Genomic DNA, 21298 nt, shown 5'->3' on the forward strand with positions numbered 1-21298 from the left:
GTGCCTCAGTCGACCAGGTCGCGGACCGCGGCGTCGGCCAGGAGCCGCCCGCGCAGGGTGAGGACCGCGCGGCCCCTGCCGTACGGCTCCGACTCCAGCAGTCCGTCGGCCACGGCCCGGCGGGAGGCGGCGAGACCGTCGGGTTTCAGCAGGTCCAGCGGGCAGCCCTCGCGCAGCCGCAGCTCCAGCAGGATGCGCTCGACCCGGCGGTCCTCCTCGGCGAGGACCTCCCGGCCCGCGCCCGGTGAGCGGCCCTCGGCGAGCGCCTGGGCGTACGCGCCGGGGTGCTTCACGTTCCACCAGCGCACGCCGCCGACGTGGCTGTGGGCGCCGGGGCCCGCGCCCCACCAGTCGGCGCCGCGCCAGTACAGCTCGTTGTGGCGGCAGCGGCCCGCCTCGGTGGTGGCCCAGTTGGAGACCTCGTACCAGTGGAATCCGGCGGCGGCGAGAGCCTCGTCCGCGATGAGGTAGCGGTCGGCGTGCGCGTCGTCGTCGGTCATGGGGATCTCGCCGCGCCGGATGCGGCGGGCGAGCTGGGTGCCCTCCTCGACGATGAGCGCGTACGCGGAGACGTGGTCGGGGCCCGCGCCGATCGCCGCGTCCAGGGTGGCCCGCCAGTCGTCGTCCGACTCGCCGGGGGTGCCGTAGATCAGGTCCAGGTTGACGTGGTCGAAGCCCGCCGCGCGCGCCTCGGCGACGCACGCCTCGGGGCGGCCGGGGGTGTGGGTACGGTCCAGGATTTTCAGGACGTGCTGCCGGGCGCTCTGCATCCCGAAGGAGACCCGGTTGAAGCCCCCCTCGCGCAGGGCTTCGAGGTAGGCCGGGTCGACCGACTCCGGATTGGCCTCGGTGGTGATCTCCGCGTCCTCCGCGAGCCCGAACTCGTCCCGGATCGCCCCCAGCATCGCCACGAGGTCGGCCGCGGGCAGCAGGGTCGGGGTCCCGCCGCCGACGAAGACGGTACGGACCGGGCGGGGGTCGTCGCCGAGCACCTTGCGGGCCTGGCGGACCTCCTCGATCAGATGGACGGCGTAGTTGTCGCGGGAGGCCAGGGCCCCGCCGGAGCCGCGCAGCTCGGTGGCGGTGTAGGTGTTGAAGTCGCAGTAGCCGCAGCGGGTCGCGCAGTACGGGACGTGCAGGTAGAAGCCGAGCGGACGGCCGGCCGCGCCTTCCAGGGCATGGCGGGGCAGCGCCCCGTCGTCGGGTACGGGCTCACCATCGGGCAGTACGGAAGGCATACCGCCCATTGTCGCCTCTTCCGGGGACGGCCCGCCCCGCCTACTCGACGTGCAGGACCAGCAACGCCACGTCGTCGTCCGGCGGCTGCTCGGCGAACTCGTGCACCGCCCGTCTGATCCGGTCCGCCGTCACTTCCGCGGGCAGCCCGGCGCACCCGGCGAGCACCCGGGCCAGCCCGTCGCCGTCGTCGAACATCAGCGGACCCGACCGCCGCTCGGTCACCCCGTCGGTGACGCAGAGCAGGGTGTCACCGGGCGCGAGGTCGAAGACCTGGCTCTCGTACGCCACGTCCTCCACCACCCCGAGGAGCACCTGGGGTTCGGCGGCCGGGCGTACGGAACCGTCGGGCCGCAGCAGCAGGGGCAGCGGGTGCCCGGCGCTGGCCACCGTGCAGCGGATCCCGCCGCCGGGGAGCGGCACGACCTCCCCGTACAACAGGGACAGGAACCGCGACTGCGACCCGTCGTGCAGCTGCCGGCCCCCGGCGGCGGCGACCATCAGCGCGGCGGCCTCGGCGGCCTCCATGGCGTCGTCGAGGAGCAGCCGGTTGAGCCGGTCCAGGACCTCGCCGACACCGAAGCCCTCACGGGAGAGGAGGCGGAGCCAGGGGCGGGCGAGGCCGGTGACGACGGCCGCCTCGGGGCCGCTGCCCTGGACGTCGCCGAGGACGAAGCACCAGCGGTCGCCGGGGCACGGGAAGATGTCGTAGAAGTCGCCGCCGACCACGCCGTCGTCGCTCGGCTCGTAGACGAGAGCGCTGGTCACGCCGGGAATGTCCGCGACCTTGCTGGGGAGCAGACCGCGCTGGAGGATGCGGCTGATGGTGGCCTGCCGGGTGTAGGCGCGGGCCGCGCCGACGGCGAGCCCGAGGCGGCGGACGAAGTCCTCGATGAGCGAGGCGACGGCCTCGGGCATCTGGGCCACTCCCTCACGGCCCACGAGCACGGTCCCGAGCGCCCGGCCGCCCGCGACGATCCGGAAGGCGAGCGCGGCGCCGTCCCGACCACCGGGGTGCGGCGGCTTTCCCGGGTACTGCCGGGCCTCCGCCGTGTCCGGGTGGGCATCCCCGCTGTGCTGCCGGGCCTCCGCCGCGTGCTGGGCTTTCCCGCTGTGCTGCCGGGCCTCGGCCCTGTCCGGGTGGGCTTCCCCGGTGTGCTGCCGGGCCTCCGCCGTGTCCGGGTGGGCTTCCCCGGTTTGCTGCCGGGCCTCCGCCGCGTGCTGGGCTTTCCCGGGCTGTTCCCCGTCTGCCGCGGCACGGGGCACCGCCCAGGGCAGGGGGACGGCCACGGGGCCCGGACCGACGCCCGGGGGCAGCCGGAAGGGCTCCCGCTCCAGAGCCGTGCGCAGCGGCTCGGCACCGGTCTCGTCGCTGTGCCAGACCCGGGCGAGCCGGGGTTCGGCATCCGGTCCCCCGCCCTCGGTCTCCAGCCAGATCGCGCACCAGTCCGCTAGGCGGGGCACCAGCAGCTGCCCCGCTATGGCGGCCACCAAGTCCTCGTCGAGCTGCCCGGCGAGAAGGTCGGACGCCTCGGCGAGGAAGGCCGGGGCGCCCCGGCTGTCCCACACCGCGTCGTCGCGCTCGGTACGCCGGGCGGCCGGAGCCAGGATCTCGGCGGCGCGCAGACCCCGCCGGAGGGCGTTCCGGTCGGCCGGGGCGGGCGGGGCGCTCCAGTCGTCGAAGGGGAGGCGGGCCCAGACGGTCTTGAGCCCGGTGCGGTAGGTGATGCCCCAGGAGTCGGCGAGGGTCGCGACGAGCTGGAGCCCCCGGCCGTACTCGGCGGGGTCGGGCAGCTCGGGGGCTGCGGGGGCGGAGGCGGAGCCGGTGGAAGCGGGCCGGGTGGGAGTGAGGGTGGCGCCGGCGGAGGCGGGCTCGGTGGGGGCGAGGGTGGTGCCCGCAAGGGCGGCGTCGGCAGGGACGGAGCCGGTGAGGGCGGCGAGGTTGGCAGGCCCGGCCGAGGCGGCCCCCGGGGCGGCCCCACCGCCGCGCCGCCGCGCCCCCTCGGCCCTTCCCGGCTCGTCGCCGCCGACCGGGCGGGCGGGGTGGTGATCGGTGACCTCCAGGACGAGGGCGGCCGGTTCGTCACCGCCCTCGTCCTCCAGCCGCAGCAGCAGGTCGACGGTGGTCCCGGCGTGCACCACGGCGTTGGTCACCAGTTCGTTGGCGACGGTCACCGCGTCGTCCGCGAGCCGGTCGCTGAACCCCGCGGCGGCGGGCACCCCGATCCCGGTCCACTCCGCGAGCGCGGCCCGCACGAACTGCCGGGCGGCGGACGGCGAGAGGGGGATGCCGGGCAGGCTGGTGCGGCTGACCGGGCGCGGTCCACCGCCGTGCCCGGTGCCGGTGGTGCCGGGACGGTGGACGATGTCCCGCTGCAAGGGGATGGGCCCCACGGTGCGGCTCCTACGGGTCTTGGCGAAACGCCGCCGACGACACCGACAGAGTGACAGACCGGCCGCAGCCGTAAGCACCGAGTTACCGAAGTGGTCAGAAAAATCGAGCGGCCTCGAACGCGAGCCACCGGCCGATGGCCCCGGCACCGGTACCGGCACCGGAGGGGTCCTGGCCGGGGACCTGCGGCGGGCGGGGGGTCCGTACCCGTGCGGGTACGGGCTCACCGCCCGCTGCCGTACCGGTCCGGTCCGCGGTGGGGCCGACGGCCGTCTACGCCTCGCGGGAGCCCACGTACATCTCCTCGATGAGCCCCTTGTACTCGCGCTCGACGACCGGTCGCTTCAGCTTGAGGCTGGGGGTCAGCTCGCCGTGCTCGATGTCCAGGTCGCGCGGCAGGAGGCGGAACTTCTTGATGGTCTGCCAGCGCTGAAGGCCCTCGTTGAGGCGCTGGACGTACCCGTCGATCAGCTCGACCGTCTGCGGGGCGGCGACGACCTCCGCGTACTCCTTGCCCTCCAGGCCGTTCTCGGCGGCCCAGCCCAGGATGGTGGGGCCGTCGAGCGCGATGAGGGCGGTGCAGAAGTTACGGTCCGCGCCGTGCACCAGGATGTTGGAGACGAACGGGCAGACCGCCTTGAACTGGCCCTCGACCTCCGCCGGGGCGACGTACTTGCCGCCCGACGTCTTGATCAGGTCCTTCTTGCGGTCGGTGATCCGGAGGTAGCCGTCGGCGGACAGCTCACCGATGTCCCCGGTGTGGAACCAGCCGTCCGACTCCAGGACTTCCTCGGTCTTCTCGGGCAGCCGGTGGTAGCCCTCCATGATGCCGGGGCCGCGCAGCAGGATCTCGCCGTCGTCCGCGATACGCACCTCGGTGCCGGGGAGCGCCTTGCCGACGGTGCCGGTGCGGTAGGTCTCGCCCGGGTTGACGAAGGAGGCGGCGCTGCTCTCGGTGAGGCCGTAACCCTCCAGGATGTGGACCCCGGCCCCCGCGAAGAAGTAGCCGATGTCGGGGGCGAGGGCGGCGGAGCCGGAGACGCAGGCGCGCATCCGGCCGCCGAACGCCTCGCGGATCTTGGCGAAGACCAGCGTGTCGGCGACCTTGTGCTTGGCGCCGAGCGCGAAGGGGACGGACGCCTTGCCGGTGCGCCGGAAGTTGTCCTGGGAGACCTTGGCGTACTCGCGGCCGACCCCGGCCGCCCACTGGAAGATCTTGTACTTGGCGCCGCCGCCCGCACGCGCCTTGGCGGCGACCCCGTTGTAGACCTTCTCGAAGATCCGGGGCACGGCCGCCATGTAGGTCGGCTGGACGACCGGCAGGTTCTCGATGATCTTGTCGATGCGGCCGTCGACCGCGGTGACGTGGCCGACCTCGATCTGGCCCGAGACGAGGACCTTGCCGAAGACGTGGGCGAGCGGCAGCCAGAGGTACTGCACGTCGTCGGCGTTGATCAGACCGGTCGAGACGGTGGCCTTGGCCATGTACGACCAGTTGTCGTGCGGCAGCCGCACACCCTTGGGGCGGCCGGTGGTGCCCGAGGTGTAGATGAGGGTGGCCAGTTGGTCGGACGTGATGGCGGCGACCCGTCCGGTGACCGCGTCCGGGGTCGTGGCGAGCAGTTCCTTCCCCCGGGCCTCCAGGTCGGCCAGGGTGAGGATCCAGCCCTCGGGGTCGTCGGCGGCCGGCTCGACACCGGCCGGGTCGATGACGACGACATGGGCGAGGTCCGGCAGCTCGGCGCGGGTTTCCCGGGCCTTGGCCAGCTGCTCGGCATCCTCCGCGACGAGAATCCGGCTCCCGGAGTCGCCCAGGATGAACGCGGACTCCTCGGCGTTCGTGGACGGGTAGATCGTGGTCGTCGCGGCCCCCGCGCACATCACTCCGAGATCGATGAGAATCCACTCCACCCGCGTCGCCGAGGACAGGGCGACCCGCTCCTCCGGCCGCACGCCCAGCGCGATCAGCCCGGCAGCGATCGCGTAGACCCGCTCGGCGGCCTGTCCCCAGGTCAGCGACTTCCAGTCGTCGGGGCCCTCGCCCGAGACGGGCGGCACCGGATAGCGGTACGCCTCCCCGTCGGGGGTCGCCGCAACGCGGTCGACGAAGAGGGCCGCCACGGAGGGCGGCCGGTTCTCGATCAAGGTCTGTGTGTCGCTCACGATGTCCTCCGGGCCTGCGGCATTGCTACGACCGGCTTCTCTGATACGGCGACTGCTGGCGTCTTTCTGCTGCGCAACCTGCTTGTTCGGCTTGCTTAACTGGCCAGTAACTATCGAGTCGTGGATCAGACTAGAGCGCGCTTGTCCGCCACGTAAGAGGCAACGAGCCGCCGCTTTCATAACGAAAGGGCCCCCGCGCCGCACGGTACTGCGGCGAAGGGGCCCTCTCCCGCCTCCCCGAAGAGGCGCATGGTGTGTCTCGGCGTGTCCGGGGCTGACAGGCGTCCGGGCGGGCGGAGTGTCCCAGGGTGCCCGGGGCCCGCGGGCGGGCGGAGTGTCCCCGCATGTCCGGGGCCAGCGGGGCGTGCGGTCGGGCGGTGCGTCCGAGCGGGACGCGACTGCGGCTGCCCGGTCGGCGGCGGGGGGACGCTACTTCTTGCTCTTGCTCTCCCCGGCGGACTCGTCCGTCGACAGGACGGAGATGAAGGCGTCCTGCGGGACCTCCACGTTGCCCACCATCTTCATCCGCTTCTTGCCCTCCTTCTGCTTCTCCAGCAGCTTCCGCTTACGGGAGATGTCACCGCCGTAGCACTTGGCGAGGACGTCCTTGCGGATGGCGCGGACGGTCTCGCGGGCGATGACCCGGGAGCCGATGGCCGCCTGGATCGGCACCTCGAAGTTCTGTCGCGGGATGAGCTTCTGGAGCTTGGCGACGAGCCGGACGCCGTACGCGTACGCCTTGTCCTTGTGGGTGACCGCGGAGAACGCGTCCACCTTGTCGCCGTGGAGCAGGATGTCGACCTTGACGAGGTGGGCGGACTGCTCACCGGTGGGCTCGTAGTCGAGGGAGGCGTACCCGCGGGTCTTGGACTTCAGCTGGTCGAAGAAGTCGAAGACGATCTCGGCGAGCGGCAGGGTGTAGCGGATCTCGACCCGGTCCTCGGAGAGGTAGTCCATGCCGAGCAGGGTGCCGCGGCGGCTCTGGCACAGCTCCATGATCGCGCCGATGAACTCGCTCGGGGCCAGCACCGTGGCGCGGACGACCGGCTCGTGCACCTTGTCGATCTTGCCCTCGGGGAACTCGCTCGGGTTGGTGACGGTGTGCTCGGTGCCGTCCTCCATCTCGACCCGGTAGACCACGTTGGGCGCGGTGGCGATCAGGTCGAGGCCGAACTCGCGCTCCAGCCGCTCGCGGACCACGTCCAGGTGGAGCAGGCCGAGGAAGCCGACGCGGAAGCCGAAGCCGAGCGCGGCGGAGGTCTCCGGCTCGTAGACGAGGGCGGCGTCGTTCAGCTGGAGCTTGTCCAGCGCCTCGCGCAGGTCCGGGTAGTCCGAGCCGTCCAGCGGGTACAGCCCGGAGAACACCATCGGCTTCGGGTCCTTGTAGCCGCCCAGCGGCTCGGTCGCCCCGTTGTTCAGGGACGTGATCGTGTCACCGACCTTGGACTGCCGGACGTCCTTCACGCCGGTGATGATGTAGCCGACCTCGCCGACGCCGATGCCGTCGGCCGGGGTCATCTCCGGGGAGGACACCCCGATCTCCAGGAGCTCGTGGGTGGCGCCGGTCGACATCATCCGGATGCGCTCGCGCTTGTTGAGCTGCCCGTCGACGACACGGACGTAGGTGACGACACCGCGGTACGAGTCGTAGACCGAGTCGAAGATCATCGCGCGGGCGGGGGCCTCCGCGACGCCGACCGGGGCCGGGACGTCCCGCACCACCCGGTCGAGCAGTGCGTCCACGCCGACACCGGTCTTGGCCGACACCTTGAGCACGTCCTCGGGCTGGCAGCCGATGAGGTTGGCCAGCTCCTCGGAGAACTTCTCCGGCTGCGCGGCGGGAAGGTCGATCTTGTTGAGCACCGGGACGATGGTGAGGTCGTTCTCCATCGCGAGGTAGAGGTTGGCCAGCGTCTGGGCCTCGATGCCCTGCGCGGCGTCGACCAGCAGGATCGTGCCCTCGCAGGCGGCGAGCGAGCGCGAGACCTCGTAGGTGAAGTCCACGTGACCCGGGGTGTCGATCATGTTGAGGACATGGGTCCTGCCCTGACCCTCGCCCTCGGTGGGGGCCCAGGGCAGCCGGACGGCCTGGGACTTGATGGTGATGCCGCGCTCGCGCTCGATGTCCATCCGGTCGAGGTACTGAGCGCGCATCTGCCGCTGGTCGACCACTCCGGTCAGCTGAAGCATCCGGTCGGCGAGGGTCGACTTGCCGTGGTCGATGTGCGCGATGATGCAGAAATTGCGGATCAGCGCCGGGGCGGTACGGCTCGGCTCGGGCACGTTGGAAGGAGTCGCGGGCACGCAGGGTCCTGATTCTTGAGACGCCGAACGCCGTGTCTCGGGTCGATGTCGGGTCGGTCGGATCGTCGGTCGGATCGATACGTAGGCTCCATCGTCCCACGCCTGCGGGGCAGCGACCGGTTTGGGCCGGTCGGACGGTGACTGCTACCGTGGACAGCTGTGCCTCGTGGCTCTCGCGAGCGCGTGGCGCACCTAGAAGATCCAACGAACCTGAAAAGGCTCTTTTCGTGGCGAACATCAAGTCCCAGATCAAGCGGAACAAGACCAACGAGAAGGCGCGCCTGCGCAACAAGGCCGTCAAGTCGTCGCTCAAGACCGCGATCCGCAAGGCCCGCGAGGCCGCCGTTGCCGGTGACGTCGAGAAGGCCACCACGGCCGCCCGCGACGCTTCCCGTCAGCTCGACAAGGCTGTCTCGAAGGGTGTCATCCACAAGAACGCCGCCGCCAACAAGAAGTCGGCGCTGGCGTCCAAGGTTGCCGCTCTCCAGGCCTGAGCTTCTTCCCGAAGCTCACTGATGTGATCGCCGGGACGGACCAGCGGGCCCTCTCTCCCGCCCCTGACCGGCACCCCGCGCCGCACACCGAACCTGCGTTCGCCACGCGGGTGCGGCGCACTGAAGCTTGATACGCAAGCCCCGGTTCCTCGACTCCCCAGGTCGAGAACCGGGGCTTCCGTATGTACCCGGCTACCTCGGGTGTGCCCGGATACGTAGGGACAGTCGGGAGCCGCCGGGGCGTCCGTTTCCGCCGGGAGGCGCGGGAGGCGCCGGGAGCCGGGACGTCCGTATCACCAGGGTGCGTCGGGACGCGTCGAGATGCATCGGGAGGCGCCGGGATGCATAGGGAGGCGCCGGGAGCCGGGACGTCCGTCTGTGCAGTCCGCCCTGTCCGGCCCGCCCTGTCCAGCCCGTCCGGCGCTCTGCCGACCTGTGCGGCGTCGTCCGGGACGGGACCGGGCACCCCAGGGCACCGCAGACCGCGGCGACCCCCTCCGCGGATCGCGCACCCCGTCGGCCGGGAGGTCTACCGACCCGCCCGCGCGGCGCGAGCGATGACGACCACGGCCTTCTCCAGGGCGTACTCGGGGTCGTCTCCCCCGCCCTTCACCCCCGCGTCCGCGGCCGCCACAGCCCGCAGGGCCACCGCGACTCCGTCCGGCGTCCACCCGCGCATCTGCTGCCGTACCCGGTCGATCTTCCACGGCGGCATCCCCAGCTCCCGGGCCAGATCGGCGGGCCGCCCGCCCCGCGCGGAGGACAGCTTGCCGATCGCCCGCACGCCCTGCGCCAGCGCGCTGGTGATCAGGACGGGCGCGACCCCGGTGGACAACGACCACCGCAGCGCCTCCAGCGCCTCCGCCGCCCGGCCCTCGACCGCCCGGTCGGCGACGGTGAAGGACGACGCCTCGGCCCGCCCCGTGTAGTAGCGCCCGACGACCGCCTCGTCGATCGTGCCCTCGATGTCCGCAATGAGCTGGGACACCGCGCTGGCCAGTTCGCGCAGGTCGCTGCCGATCGAGTCGACCAAGGCCTGGCAGGCCTCCGGCGTCGCGGACCGCCCGTGCGTCCGGAACTCCGACCGTACGAAGGAGAGCCGCTCGGCGGGCTTGGTGGTCTTGGGGCAGGCGACCTCCCGCGCCCCGGCCTTGCGCGCCGCGTCCAGCAGCCCCTTGCCCTTGGCGCCGCCCGCGTGCAGCAGGACGAGGGTGATCTCCTCGACCGGCTCGGCGAGATATGCCTTGACGTCCTTGACGGTGTCCGCGGCAAGGTCCTGCGCGTTGCGCACGATCACGACCTTGCGCTCGGCGAAGAGCGAGGGGCTGGTGAGCTCGGCGAGCGTGCCGGGCTGCAACTGGTCGGACGCCAGATCCCGGACGTCCGTGTCGGCGTCGGCGGCGCGCGCGGCCGCCACCACCTGCTGCACGGCACGGTCCAGGAGAAGGTCCTCCTGGCCCACGGCGAGGGTGACGGGGGCGAGCGGATCGTCGGTGGAATTCTTCCTGGTGGCCATCGCGATCCAGCATCCCATGCCCTACTGACAACCGGGATGCCCCGTGGCCTGCCGGAGGGCGCCCCGCCGCCCGTCGCCCGGAGGGCCGTGCCCGAGAATGGGCGGGTGAGCGACGTAAGACATGTACTGGTGCTGCCCGACCGCGACACCGCGGAGGAGGTGGCCGCCGAGCTGGCCGACCGCTTCGGGGTCGCCGAGGAACCCCAGCTCGTCCGAGACGCACTGGCCGGCGAGGACGACGCCGAGGACGCCCAGTGGCTGGTGGTCATCGAGGACCCGGCCGGACGCCTGGACCCGGCCGCGCTCGACGCGTTCGCCGCGGAGTACGAGGGGTGGCTGGAGGCCCCGTAGGGCGTTGACGGCGACGGTGACGCACCGGCCCGGCCACCGGTCGGAGCCGCGACGGCGCTCCGCTCGCCCCACGAGCGGGCCGTGGCTTCCCGGACGGGTCGGCTTCCCGCTGCCGGGCCGCCCCCGGCCCGCCCCCGGATCTCTGTCATGAACGCCCCACCGCCTCCAGTCCCCTTCCCGCGCCGGTCACCGCGATCGCCCCGTCGGTGTCCGTGCGCAGGACCCTGGCCCCGGCGCCCCGGAGCGCGTCGACCGTGCGCGGCGAGGGATGACCATAGGGGTTGTCAGCCCCGCAGGAGATCAGCGCCAGTCTCGGCCGCGTGCTGTGCAACAGCCCCGTGTCCTGGAACGCCGAACCGTGATGGGCCACCTTGACGACGTCCACCCGCCCCGGCATCACCGCGTCGCGCAGCAACTCCCGCTGCGCGGGCGGTTCGAGGTCTCCCAGCAGCAACAGCGTCAACCCTTCAGCCGTCCGCACGTACAGGGTGACGCTGGAGTCGTTCGGCTCCCGCACGGCCGCTGTCCCCGCACCCCCGCGCCCCGCTCCCCCGGGGCCGTCGCGCGGCCACAGCACCCGCCATGCGAGCGGACCCGTCCGGCGGCGCTCCCCCGGTGCGGCGCGCACCGTCGCGACCCGCGCCGCCGCGGCCGTCCGGCGGACGAACGCGGCCTGCTCGGGCGGCTCTTCGAGGCTCGTCGTCTGGATCGTCCCGACCGCCCGGCCCCGGAGCACACCGGGCAGCCCCCGCACGTGGTCGGCGTGAAAGTGGGTGAGGACCACGAGCGGCACCCGGGTGACCCCGAGATCGCGCAGGCAGCGGTCGACCGCACGCGGGTCGGGTCCGGCGTCGACCACCACCCCGGTGTCCTCACCCGCCGCGAGCACCATCGCATCGCCCTGGCCGACATCGCAGAGCGCGAACGCCCAGTCCGGCGGCGGCCACCCGGTCACGATCCTGGTCAGCGGGACCGGCCGCAGCACCACCAGGACGAGGAGCAGGGCGACCACCCCGCAGATCCAGGGGCTTCGCGCCAGCCGAGGAAGCAGGAGCACCACCAGCAGCGTGAGACCGGCCAGCAGCCCCGCCCCCCACCAGCCGCCGGGCCAGGCAGCCTCGGCCCCGGGCAGATCCGCGCCCGTCCGGGCGACCGTGGCGATCCACCCGACCGGCCAGCCCGCGACCTCGGCGAGCAGTTCGGCCACCGGCATGGCGACCGGGGCGACCGCGAGGGCCGCGAAACCGAGCACCGTCGCGGGCGCCACCGCGAACTCCGCCAGCAAGTTGCACGGAACGGCCACCAGGCTGACCCGTGAGGCCAGCACCACCACCACGGGCGCACACACGGCCTGCGCGGCCAGGGCGGCGGCCAGCACCTCGGCGAGCCTGCCCGGCACCCGCCGCGCCTGTAGAGCGGCGCTCCACCGGGGCGCCAGTGTCAGCAGCGCGCCGGTCGCCAGCACCGACAGCAGGAACCCGTAACTCCGGGCCAGCCAGGGGTCGTACAGCACCAGAAGGACCACCGCCGCCGCCAGGGCCGGGATCAGGGACCGCCGCCGGCCGGTCCCGATGGCGAGCAGCGTGATGAGGCCGCAGGCGGCCGCCCGCAGGACGCTCGGTTCCGGGCGGCACACCACGACGAACAGGAGCGTCAGGACGCCGCCGATCATCGCGGTCCCCCGCAACGTGATGCCCAACCGGGGCGCCAGACCTCGCCGTTCGCTGCTCAGCGCCGCCCCCGGCGGCCCGATGAGGAGGAAGAGGAGGATGGACAGGTTGGCCCCGGAAACAGCTAACAGGTGCGTCAGATCGGTCGCCTTGAAGGCGTCGTGCAGCTCGGGCGACACCCTCGACGTATCGCCGACGACCAGCCCCGGCAGCAAGGACCGCGCGTCCTCGTCGAGCCCGTCCGTCGCCTCCCGCAGTCCGGCACGCAGCTCCCCGGCCAGTTGCTGGATCCACGTGGGCAGCCCGGTGATCCGTGGTGCCCCCACGTCGTCCACCTTCAGCACGGCGGCGAGACGCTGTCCCTCGTACGCCGGTGGCGAGAGACGGCCGCTGATCCGGACCCGGGTGGACGGCAACAACCGCTGCCAGTCAGCGCGGTGCTCGCCCGCCGCGACCATCAGCCGTACCGGCGTACGGACCCGCGTGCTCCGGCCGTCGGGCGTCACCACCTCGATGACGTCGGCGTCGATCAGGAGGAGGGCCGGGGTGCTGTGGCTGCCCCGCACCGCCGGACGGGTCGCCCGGGGGTCCGAGCTGACCCGCACTTCGGCGTCTACCCGGGCGCCCTCCCGCGCCAGCCCCGGAACGGGACCGCGTCGTACGTCGGCCCCATGGAGTCCCGCCACAGCCGCGCCCGCCGCCGCGCAGAGCAGCACGGCTCCTACAGCGACCACCGCCCGGGGCCGTCCGGCAGACCACTCCGCCCGGAAAGCACCGGCGGCCCGCGCACGGCCGGAGGCCCCAGCAGGGCCGGGAGCCCGAGCGCGGCCGGGAGCCCGAGGATCGGCGGCCCGGGGATCAGCGGGCTCCTGCGGGTCACCGGGGGGCGGCGTGCCGTCACCGGGCCGAGAACCACCCGAGGCCCACGGCGTACGGCAGGCCACCGCCAGCAGCGCAAACGCTGGTACGGAACAGGCGAGGACCACCACGACCACCCAACGCCCCGGCAACCCCAGAGCCCACGCCGCAGCGGCCCAGGTCGCCACGGCGGGCGGGACGAGCCGCAGATCCAAGGGCCCTTCCGCCCGGACGGCCTCCGGCGCCGGCTCCGGTGTCGGCTTCGGCTTCGGCTTCGGCTTCGGCTTCGGCTTCGGCACCACCCCGGACATCGGCTCCGCCCCCGATACCGGCCCGGGCCCCGGCCCCAACCTGGGCCCCAGCCCCAGCCCCGACCCAGGGGCCGGATCCACCTCCGGCCCCCGCCTCGCATCGAGGGCCCCGGTTCGGCTCCACCGGCCGCTCATGGCCGTACCAGCGGCTGGAGGTCGGCGAAGCGTCGGTCACCGATGCCGTTGACTTCCCGGAGCTCGTCGACGGACCGGAAGCCGCCGCTCTCCGTGCGGTGGTCGATCATGCGCTGGGCCAGCACCGGCCCGACGCCCGGCAGGGTTTCGAGCTGCTCCGCGGTCGCCGTATTGAGGCTCAGCGGTGCCCCGGGGCCGGGCTGACCCGGTGGGCCCGCCGCTCCGAGCGGTCCGCCGGCGCCACCGGTCGCCCCGGGCGCGGAGGCACCGGCCGGTAGACCCACCACGACCTGCTCGCCGTCCACGAGGACCCGCGCCCGGTTGAGTCCGGTCACATCGGTGCCGTCCCGCACACCCCCGGCCGCTCGGAGCGCGTCCGCCACCCGGGAACCCGCCGGGAGTCGCCGAACGCCCGGCCGGCGCACCTTGCCGCTGACATCGACCACGACCTCCCCGGCCGCGGCCCCGCCTGCCTGTGGAGCACCGCCGATCGGGCGGGGGACCGGATCGGGGCTGTCCGGCCGTAACGACTCCTGCGGCAACGCGGGGTCCGCCGTGCTCCCTTCAGCGACGACGGGCTCCGGCGCACGCACCGCCTCGGGACGCACGGACCAGAAGTGGAACGCGGCGAAGACCACGGCGGCGAGCAGCACCATGCCCAGCACCACCGACGTCCGCGGAGCAATTCCGCAGCGGAGCCGCACCCACAACGGCAGCCGGTCCCGAACAGCCGACACCAGACGGCGCCGCCGTCCGTACGGTGGTTCGAGCGGCCGATCTCCGGCAACCGCGTCCCCGGCCACGGACCTGTTCTCCTCCTCGGCAGGGGTGCTGACCGGGTCCGTGGTCTGCCGTTCGGCGAGGTAAGCAGAACCGGAGTCGCCTTCACCGACGGAGGGAGGCGCGCCCGCCATCAGCGCATCCGCGCGGTGCCGCGCGGCGGCCGCGGCAAGAGCCTCTCGCCCTCTCGCGGATCGTCGTGCACTGTGGCGGGCACGGGGAGCGGCAGCAGATCGAGAGCCTGGCCGGACTCCCGCGCGACCGCTCGGACGCGTACCGGAACCCTGCCGCCGCCACCCCGGCGGGCGGTCGGCCGGAGGACCGAGGCCGGGGCCGGAATCAGGGGCAAGGCTGAAGCCCAAGCCGGAGCCGGGGCTTGAACCGGGGCCGGGGCTGAAGCCAGGGCCAGGGCCGGAGCCGGAATCGGGAGCGGGGAACAGCTCGTCGTTCGGCTGGACGGACGCGGCATCGGGTGCAGACACCCGAGGAGTTGGAAGGGTCATGCCTCACGACGTTAGGCACATCCTCCCGAAGCCGCTGAGCAGCCACGATTCCTGGGGACAAACGGCCAGTAGTGGATAACTCGGCCACTCCCCCGAGTGAGAATTAGGGCGCGCGACCCCACCCAACCAAGCTCACCCAACCGGGATCAGCCAACCGCCGAGGTCAGCGAACCGAGATCACCGCGCCCAGCAGCCCCGGCCCGGTGTGCGCACCGATCACCGCGCCGACCTCACTGACGTGCAGGTCGGCCAGGCCGGGGACACGTTCACGCAGCCGCTCCGCCAGCCGGTCCGCGCGCTCCGGGGCCGCGAGGTGGTGGACGGCGACGTCCACGGCCGCCTTCCCCGCCCGGTCGGCCGCGATCTCCTCCAGGCGGGCGATCGCCTTGGACGCCGTCCGAACCTTCTCCAGGAGCTCGATCCGACCGCTGTCCAGCTCCAGGATCGGCTTCACCGCGAGGGCGGAGCCCAGCCAGGCCTGTGCCGTACCGATCCGGCCGCCCCGGCGCAGATAGTCCAGAGTGTCGACATAGAAATAAGCGGACGTCCCGGCGGCCCGTTTCTCCGCGGCCGCCACCGCGTCGTCCAGGCCGCTCCCCGCCTCTGCCGCCTCCGCGGCCGCGAGGGCGCAGAACCCCAGGGCCATGGCGACCATGCCGGTGTCCACCACCCGCACCGGTACGGGGGCGTCCCGCGCCGCGAGCAGCGCCGCGTCGTACGTTCCCGAGAACTCCGACGACAGGTGCAGGGAGATCACGGCGTCCGCCCCGCCCACGGCCGCCGCCCGGTAGGCCGCGGCGAAGACCTCGGGGCTCGGTCGGGACGTCGTCACGGAGTGGCGTTTCTGCAACGCCAGGGCCAGCGAACGGGCCGAGATCTCCGTGCCCTCCTCCAAGGCCTGATCGCCCAGGACGACGGTCAGCGGCACCGCGGTGATGCCGTGCCGTTCCATCGCCGGGCGCGGCAGATAGGCCGTTGAATCGGTGACGACAGCGACATGGCGGGACATGTGCCGGAGGTTACCTGGCGTGGTGGGGACTCGGCAGCCCGGCCCCGGACCAGCGATCATTCCTGGTCGCTTCGGAACGCATCCGGTCAGCTGGGCGCGCCGGGCCAACCACCGCGCCGCCATGCGGAGCCTCGCGGTCCGACGTCACCCGAGGCGGGCAGCGCGGCACCGCTCAAGCGGAGTCCGTGGCACCGGCGACACGACCCTCCGGAGCGTCGGGACACCAACGTGCCTGAGGGCCACGGCACCTGAACGTCGAGACCATGCTCCTCGAGAGCCTGCGCACCTACGTGTCAAACCACCAACGTGCCTAAGAGCACGGCACCTGAACGTAGAGACCGAGCTCCCCGAAAGCCGCGCACCCAGGTGTCGAACCACCAACGTGCCCCAGTGCCACCGCACCTGACTGCCGACCGGAGCCCCCCCGTTCCCGCCCCGGGCCCCGCGCCCCTCCCCGTGCCCTGGGGTCAGTTCGTCGTTTCCGGCCGGGTGGTCTTCTGCCACGGGTAAGCCGTCTGCTGCCGTGGGTCCGGTCCGGTGATCGCCTGCGGGGCCTCTTCGGCGGGCTGTCCGGCCCAGGCCTCGTCGGCCGTGCTGCTGGCTCCGGCCGAGGGAGCAGGCTCCGGCCACTCCGCCCCGGGACGGTGGTCCGAAGACGCGGACGCCGGGGCGCCCGGGGCCGGCGACGGCTCCTCCACCGTCCAGTGCCGCAGCGCTCCGGCCTCGACGTCGATCTGGGCGTTCAGCGCGTCCAGGTCGTCGTCGGCGAACTGACGCGCCCGGTCCCGAGCCGCCCAGCGCAAGGACTCCGCCGAGTGCGTGATCCGCTGGGTGCGCTCCCTCAGCTTCGGCAGCAGGGCCGCGACCGTCGCACGGTCGGGCTCGCGCTCCAGCCGCCTCAGCTCCTCGTCCAGCTCCAGCCCGTGGGCGCTGAGCCGCCGGAAGAGCGCCACCGACTCGGCCAGGGAGGCGTCCTCGGCGACACCCGCGTGCAGGGCGTCCTGTGTGGCCCGCATCGAGGTGCGCAGGGAGAGGCGGAGCTGCGCGAGGTCGCCCGCGACACCGACCTGTCCGAAGCTCTTGGCCCGGAGCGTGGTGTCCTCCACGGTGCGACGGGCCTGCGTGATCGTACGGTCCACGCCCCGCTTGGCCGCGCCGACGGCCTTGACCGTCGCGTAGACGCCCAGCGCGAAGAACGCGACCAGGAGCAGCGCCAGGATCGTGATCGCGGCTTCCATGAATGCCCCTCGGTGTCTCGGTGCGGCCGCCGGTACCGGACGTACCGGTCGCCCTCTCCACCGTAAACGGAGCGGGCAGGCCGAGGGTTCCTTCGGAACCCCCAACCTGCCCGTAGGGGATGGCCCCCAGCGGTGACGGGGACGTCACGCGGGGACGATGTTCACCAGCTTCGGCGCGCGCACGATCACCTTGCGGATTCCCGCCCCGCCCAGCGCCGCCACGACCGTCTCGTCGGCCAGGGCCAGCTTCTCCAGTTCCTCGTCCGTGATCGACGGCGAGATCTCCAGGCGGGCCCGGACCTTGCCCTTGATCTGGACGACGCAGGTGACGGTCTCGTCCACGACGTACGCCGGGTCCGCCACCGGGAAGTCCTGGTGGACGACCGAATCGGTGTGGCCCAGCCGCCGCCACAGCTCCTCCGCGATGTGCGGGGCCAGGGGGGCGATCAGCAGGACCAGCCGCTCGGCGACCGGGCGGGGCAGCGGGCCGCCCGCCTTGGTCAGGTGGTTGTTCAGCTCGGTGATCTTGGCGATCGCGGTGTTGAATCGCATCGCGGCCAGGTCCTGGCCGACGCCGTCGATGGCCTTGTGCAGGGCCCGCAGGGTGTCCTCGTCGGGCTCCGTGCCGACGACGGTGACCTCGCCGGTCTCCTCGTCGACCACGTTGCGCCACAGCCGCTGGAGCAGCCGGTACTGGCCGACGACCGCCCGGGTGTCCCAGGGGCGGGACACGTCCAGGGGGCCCATCGCCATCTCGTAGAGGCGCAGCGTGTCCGCGCCGTACTCGGCGCAGATCTCGTCCGGGGTGACCGCGTTCTTCAGGGACTTGCCCATCTTGCCCAGGACGCGGCTGACCTTCTCGCCCGCGTGGTAGAAGGCGCCGTCGCGCTCCTCCACCTCGGCCGCGGGGACGGCGATGCCCCGGCTGTCGCGGTAGACGAAGGCCTGGATCATGCCCTGGTTGTACAGCTTGTGGAACGGTTCGGCGGACGAGATGTGGCCCAGGTCGTGCAGGACCTTGGACCAGAAGCGCGCGTACAGCAGGTGCAGCACGGCGTGCTCGGCGCCGCCGACGTACAGGTCGACGCCGCCGGTGGGCTGCCCCTCGCGCGGGCCCATCCAGTACCGCTCGATCGACGGGTCGACCAGCTGCTGGTCGTTGGTCGGGTCCAGGTAGCGCAGCTCGTACCAGCAGGAACCGGCCCAGTTGGGCATGGTGTTGGTCTCGCGGCGGTACCGCTTCGGTCCGTCACCCAGGTCCAGCGTGACGTTGACCCAGTCCGCGTTGCGCGACAGCGGGGTCTCGGGCTGGGCCGAGGCGTCCTCCGGGTCGAAGGTGCGGGGCGAGTAGTCCTCGACCTCCGGCAGCTCCAGCGGCAGCATCGACTCCGGCAGCGGGTGGGCGATGCCGTCCTCGTCGTAGACGATCGGGAAGGGCTCGCCCCAGTACCGCTGGCGGCTGAACAGCCAGTCACGCAGCCGGAAGTTGACGGTGCCCTCGCCGGCGCCACGCTCCTTCAGCCACTCGGTGATCCTCGCCTTGGCCTCGACCACGCCCAGACCGTCCAGCGAGATCTCGTCGTTGGCGGAGTTGACCAGCTCCGCGTCGTACGAGCTGAAGGCGTCGTCCCACGTGGCGGGGTCGGTGCCGCGGTCGTCGGAGGGCTGGACGACACAGCGCATGGGCAGCTCGAAGGCGCGCGCGAAGGCGAAGTCGCGGGTGTCGTGCGCCGGTACGGCCATGATCGCGCCGGTGCCGTAGCCCATCAGGACGTAGTCCGCGATGAAGACGGGGACCCGCTCGCCGCTGACCGGGTTGGTGGCGTACGCGCCGGTGAAGACACCGGTCTTGTCCTTCGCCTCGGCCTGCCGCTCGACGTCGGACTTGGCGGCGGCCTGCTTGCGGTACGCGTTGACGGCCTCGGCGGGGCTCGCGTGCCCCCCGGTCCACACCGGGTGGGTTCCCTCGGGCCAGGTGGCCGGGATGATCCGCTCGACCATGTCGTGCTCGGGGGCCAGCACCATGTACGTGGCGCCGAACAGGGTGTCCTGACGGGTCGTGAAGACGGTGATGCCCCCGGCGGTGTCGACGGGGAACTCGACCCGGGCGCCCTCGGAGCGGCCGATCCAGTTGCGCTGCTGGAGCTTGATCGCCTCGGGCCAGTCCAGCCCGTCCAGGTCGTTCAGCAGCCGGTCGGCGTAGGCGGTGATGCGCATGTTCCACTGGCGCAGCTTGGCCTTGAAGACGGGGAAGTTGCCGCGCTCGGAGCGGCCGTCCGCGGTGACCTCCTCGTTGGCCAGCACGGTGCCCAGACCGGGCGCCCAGTTGACGGGCGCGTCGGAGGCGTACGCCAGGCGGTACTCGCCCAGCAGTTCGGCGCGGTCGGCGGCGCTCAGAGCGCTCCACTCACGGCCGTCGGGGGTGGCGCGCGTGCCGTTCTCGAACTGCTCGACCAGTTCGTCGATCGGGCGGGCCCGGTCGGCCTCGGTGTCGTACCAGGAGTTGAAGATCTTCAGGAAGATCCACTGCGTCCACTTGTAGTACTCGGAATCGATCGTCGCGAAGGAGCGGCGGTTGTCGTGTCCCAGCCCCAGCCGACGCAGCTGGACCCTCATGTTCTCCATGTTGGCCTCGGTGGAGACCCGGGGGTGCGTGCCGGTCTGGACGGCGTACTGCTCGGCGGGCAGGCCGAACGCGTCGAATCCCAGGGTGTGCAGCACGTTGTGGCCGGTCATCCGCTGGTGACGGGCGTAGACGTCGGTGGCGATGTAGCCCAGCGGGTGTCCGACGTGCAGTCCCGCGCCCGAGGGGTACGGGAACATGTCCATGACGAACTTCTTCGGCCGAGCGGCCAGCTCCGGGTTGCCCGCCAGGTCGCCGGTGGGGTTCGGCGCCTCGTACGTCCCCTCGGCGTCCCAGAAGTCCTGCCAGCGTGCCTCGATGTCGGCGGCCATCGCCGCCGTGTAGCGGTGCGGCGCGGCCGTCTCGGCGGCGGAATTCGTCTCGCTCATGATCCTCAAAGCTCCATCGATCGTCATCTGCCGGGAAACGAAAAATCCCCTCGCACAGGAGGGGACGCCGCGCTGACTCCGACCAGGCGTTCTCACCGGTCGGGACTCTTCAGCGCGGCTCGCTAAGCAGAAGGCGTACGGCACGCATGGCGTCAGGGTACCGCACACGTCCGGAGGGGACCGGAGAGCGACCGATGGCCGGACAGCGCGGGTGGGTCGACGTCCCTCCCGGTCAGCGGTCGCTCTCCGTAGCAGAAATCATGGCGTCCCCGAGGATACGCGACGTGCGGCCAGAGGCCTTGCTGCGGGCGTTCGGCGCAGCCCCCCGGGACGACTGCCGTCGCTGTCCCCACCTCGGCCACACCAACGGACAAAAGAGGCGGCCACCCGCATCGGGTGGCCGCCTCTTCACTGTGGAGCTAAGGAGAATTGAACTCCTGACCTCCTGCATGCCATGCAGGCGCTCTACCAACTGAGCTATAGCCCCTTGCCGTTCGCCGCCCGGTTTCCCCGGCGACATCGAGAACATTACACGGTCCCCCCGGTGCTTCACCACATCGCATCCGGTTGGCCACCTTATGCCCGATTCATCACGGATAGGGAACCTTCCATCGCAGGTCAGGCGGTCGCGAACGAGTAGAAACGCTTGAGGGTGCAGTGCTCCTCCAGGAGCCGCCCGTAGATCGGCTCCCCCTCCAGCTCCCGGTAGGTCTCGATGGGGTCGCCTTTTATGATCAACGCCCGTGCGCACTCCTCGCACCAGTACTGGTACTCCGCGTTGACCGGGTCCATGTCCCTGACAATGGGCGTACCGCTGTCGCACCAGTCGCACTTACGCCTGTGTGCACCCATCAGTCAGCTCCAGCTGTGGCCGCAGGCCGTGCACACGTAGGAGACCCCTCCGTTGTCACCCAGGACCTGGGCGACATGGGACGAACCGCAGGACGGACAGCCGAGCCGGGATCGATCTTCGGACGTTGGAGAGCCGGAGTGCGGAACAGCGACAAGCGGCAGGTCGGGGACGCGTGCGCGAGTCGCAGGCATCGCGCTCCCTCCCGATCGGTCCGTCGCCCCCTTCGGCGTTCCGATTCTGCCATGACCTCGCAAGAGGGTCAGCCCGCTCGCGACCCCCCATACAGAAGATCCCGCCCCCTGGTGGGGACGGGATCGTGATTGTGGAGCTAAGGAGAATTGAACTCCTGACCTCCTGCATGCCATGCAGGCGCTCTACCAACTGAGCTATAGCCCCGCTGTCCGCTGTGTTTCCTCGCGTTTCCGCGCTGCGAACAAGAAGAACTCTAGCCTGCGACCTGCCGGAAAGTGAAA

Annotated in this window: 14 protein-coding genes and 2 tRNA genes; 2 read left to right on the top strand and 14 right to left on the bottom strand. The window is 72.1% G+C overall.

Going from position 1 to position 21298, the window contains the following annotated elements; genetic code table 11:
- Positions 1–5: 5 nt before the first annotated feature.
- From hemW to lepA, 4 genes are all read right to left on the bottom strand, one after another.
- The gene (hemW, locus tag ACIRRU_RS09575; protein WP_403678258.1) at positions 6–1247 is read right to left on the bottom strand and encodes a radical SAM family heme chaperone HemW; all 1242 of its coding nucleotides are present in this window, start codon (positions 1245–1247) and stop codon (positions 6–8) included.
- Between the two features lie 31 nt (positions 1248–1278).
- Positions 1279–3630, bottom strand: coding sequence for a SpoIIE family protein phosphatase (locus ACIRRU_RS09580; RefSeq protein WP_403678260.1), 2352 nt, complete (start codon positions 3628–3630; stop codon positions 1279–1281).
- Positions 3631–3901: 271 nt separating this feature from the next.
- On the bottom strand, positions 3902–5791 hold the full coding sequence (locus ACIRRU_RS09585; protein ID WP_403678262.1) for an AMP-dependent synthetase/ligase: 1890 nt from the start codon (positions 5789–5791) through the stop codon (positions 3902–3904).
- Between the two features lie 429 nt (positions 5792–6220).
- A complete protein-coding gene (gene lepA, locus ACIRRU_RS09590) occupies positions 6221–8095 on the bottom strand; it encodes a translation elongation factor 4 (protein ID WP_403678263.1) in 1875 nt (624 codons plus the stop codon).
- 227 nt (positions 8096–8322) lie between these two features.
- Here lepA and rpsT point away from each other — a divergent pair, with 227 nt between their 5' ends.
- Positions 8323–8589: a 30S ribosomal protein S20 gene (rpsT, locus tag ACIRRU_RS09595; protein ID WP_363199484.1), complete on the top strand. Its 267-nt coding sequence runs from the start codon at positions 8323–8325 to the stop codon at positions 8587–8589.
- Positions 8590–9118: 529 nt separating this feature from the next.
- Here the strand turns inward: rpsT and holA are convergent.
- Positions 9119–10105 carry a DNA polymerase III subunit delta gene (holA, locus tag ACIRRU_RS09600; RefSeq protein WP_403678265.1) on the bottom strand — a complete coding sequence of 329 codons (987 nt, stop codon included), beginning with the start codon at positions 10103–10105 and terminating at the stop codon, positions 9119–9121.
- Positions 10106–10210: 105 nt separating this feature from the next.
- On the opposite strand from holA, the gene ACIRRU_RS09605 reads away from it, so the two are divergent.
- Positions 10211–10456 (top strand): hypothetical protein, encoded by a 246-nt coding sequence (locus ACIRRU_RS09605; protein ID WP_403678267.1) that lies wholly within the window; start codon positions 10211–10213, stop codon positions 10454–10456.
- 145 nt (positions 10457–10601) lie between these two features.
- On the opposite strand, the gene ACIRRU_RS09610 is transcribed toward ACIRRU_RS09605, so the two are convergent.
- The 9 genes from ACIRRU_RS09610 to ACIRRU_RS09650 all read right to left on the bottom strand — a co-directional run bounded on the left by ACIRRU_RS09610 (position 10602) and on the right by ACIRRU_RS09650 (position 21221).
- A complete protein-coding gene (locus ACIRRU_RS09610) occupies positions 10602–13295 on the bottom strand; it encodes a ComEC/Rec2 family competence protein (protein WP_403678268.1) in 2694 nt (897 codons plus the stop codon).
- A 131-nt stretch (positions 13296–13426) separates the two neighbouring features.
- Positions 13427–14344, bottom strand: coding sequence for a helix-hairpin-helix domain-containing protein (locus tag ACIRRU_RS09615; protein ID WP_403678270.1), 918 nt, complete (start codon positions 14342–14344; stop codon positions 13427–13429).
- Between the two features lie 532 nt (positions 14345–14876).
- Complete coding sequence (locus ACIRRU_RS09620) at positions 14877–15722, bottom strand: DegV family protein (protein WP_403678272.1); 846 nt, start codon at positions 15720–15722, stop codon at positions 14877–14879.
- A 467-nt stretch (positions 15723–16189) separates the two neighbouring features.
- Positions 16190–16960, bottom strand: a complete 771-nt coding sequence (locus tag ACIRRU_RS09625; RefSeq protein WP_403678274.1) for a hypothetical protein — start codon at positions 16958–16960, stop codon at positions 16190–16192.
- 144 nt (positions 16961–17104) lie between these two features.
- On the bottom strand, positions 17105–19972 hold the full coding sequence (leuS, locus tag ACIRRU_RS09630; RefSeq protein ID WP_403678276.1) for a leucine--tRNA ligase: 2868 nt from the start codon (positions 19970–19972) through the stop codon (positions 17105–17107).
- Between the two features lie 414 nt (positions 19973–20386).
- Positions 20387–20459: transfer RNA gene (locus tag ACIRRU_RS09635), tRNA-Ala, on the bottom strand.
- Positions 20460–20590: 131 nt separating this feature from the next.
- Positions 20591–20824: a hypothetical protein gene (locus ACIRRU_RS09640; protein ID WP_096623355.1), complete on the bottom strand. Its 234-nt coding sequence runs from the start codon at positions 20822–20824 to the stop codon at positions 20591–20593.
- Between the two features lie 3 nt (positions 20825–20827).
- Positions 20828–21016 (bottom strand): hypothetical protein, encoded by a 189-nt coding sequence (locus ACIRRU_RS09645; RefSeq protein WP_363199492.1) that lies wholly within the window; start codon positions 21014–21016, stop codon positions 20828–20830.
- 132 nt (positions 21017–21148) lie between these two features.
- Positions 21149–21221, bottom strand: a tRNA-Ala gene (locus ACIRRU_RS09650).
- Positions 21222–21298: the final 77 nt, after the last annotated feature.

The organism is Streptomyces sp. NPDC101181, assembly GCF_044767975.1.
Lineage (GTDB): Bacteria > Actinomycetota > Actinomycetes > Streptomycetales > Streptomycetaceae > Streptomyces.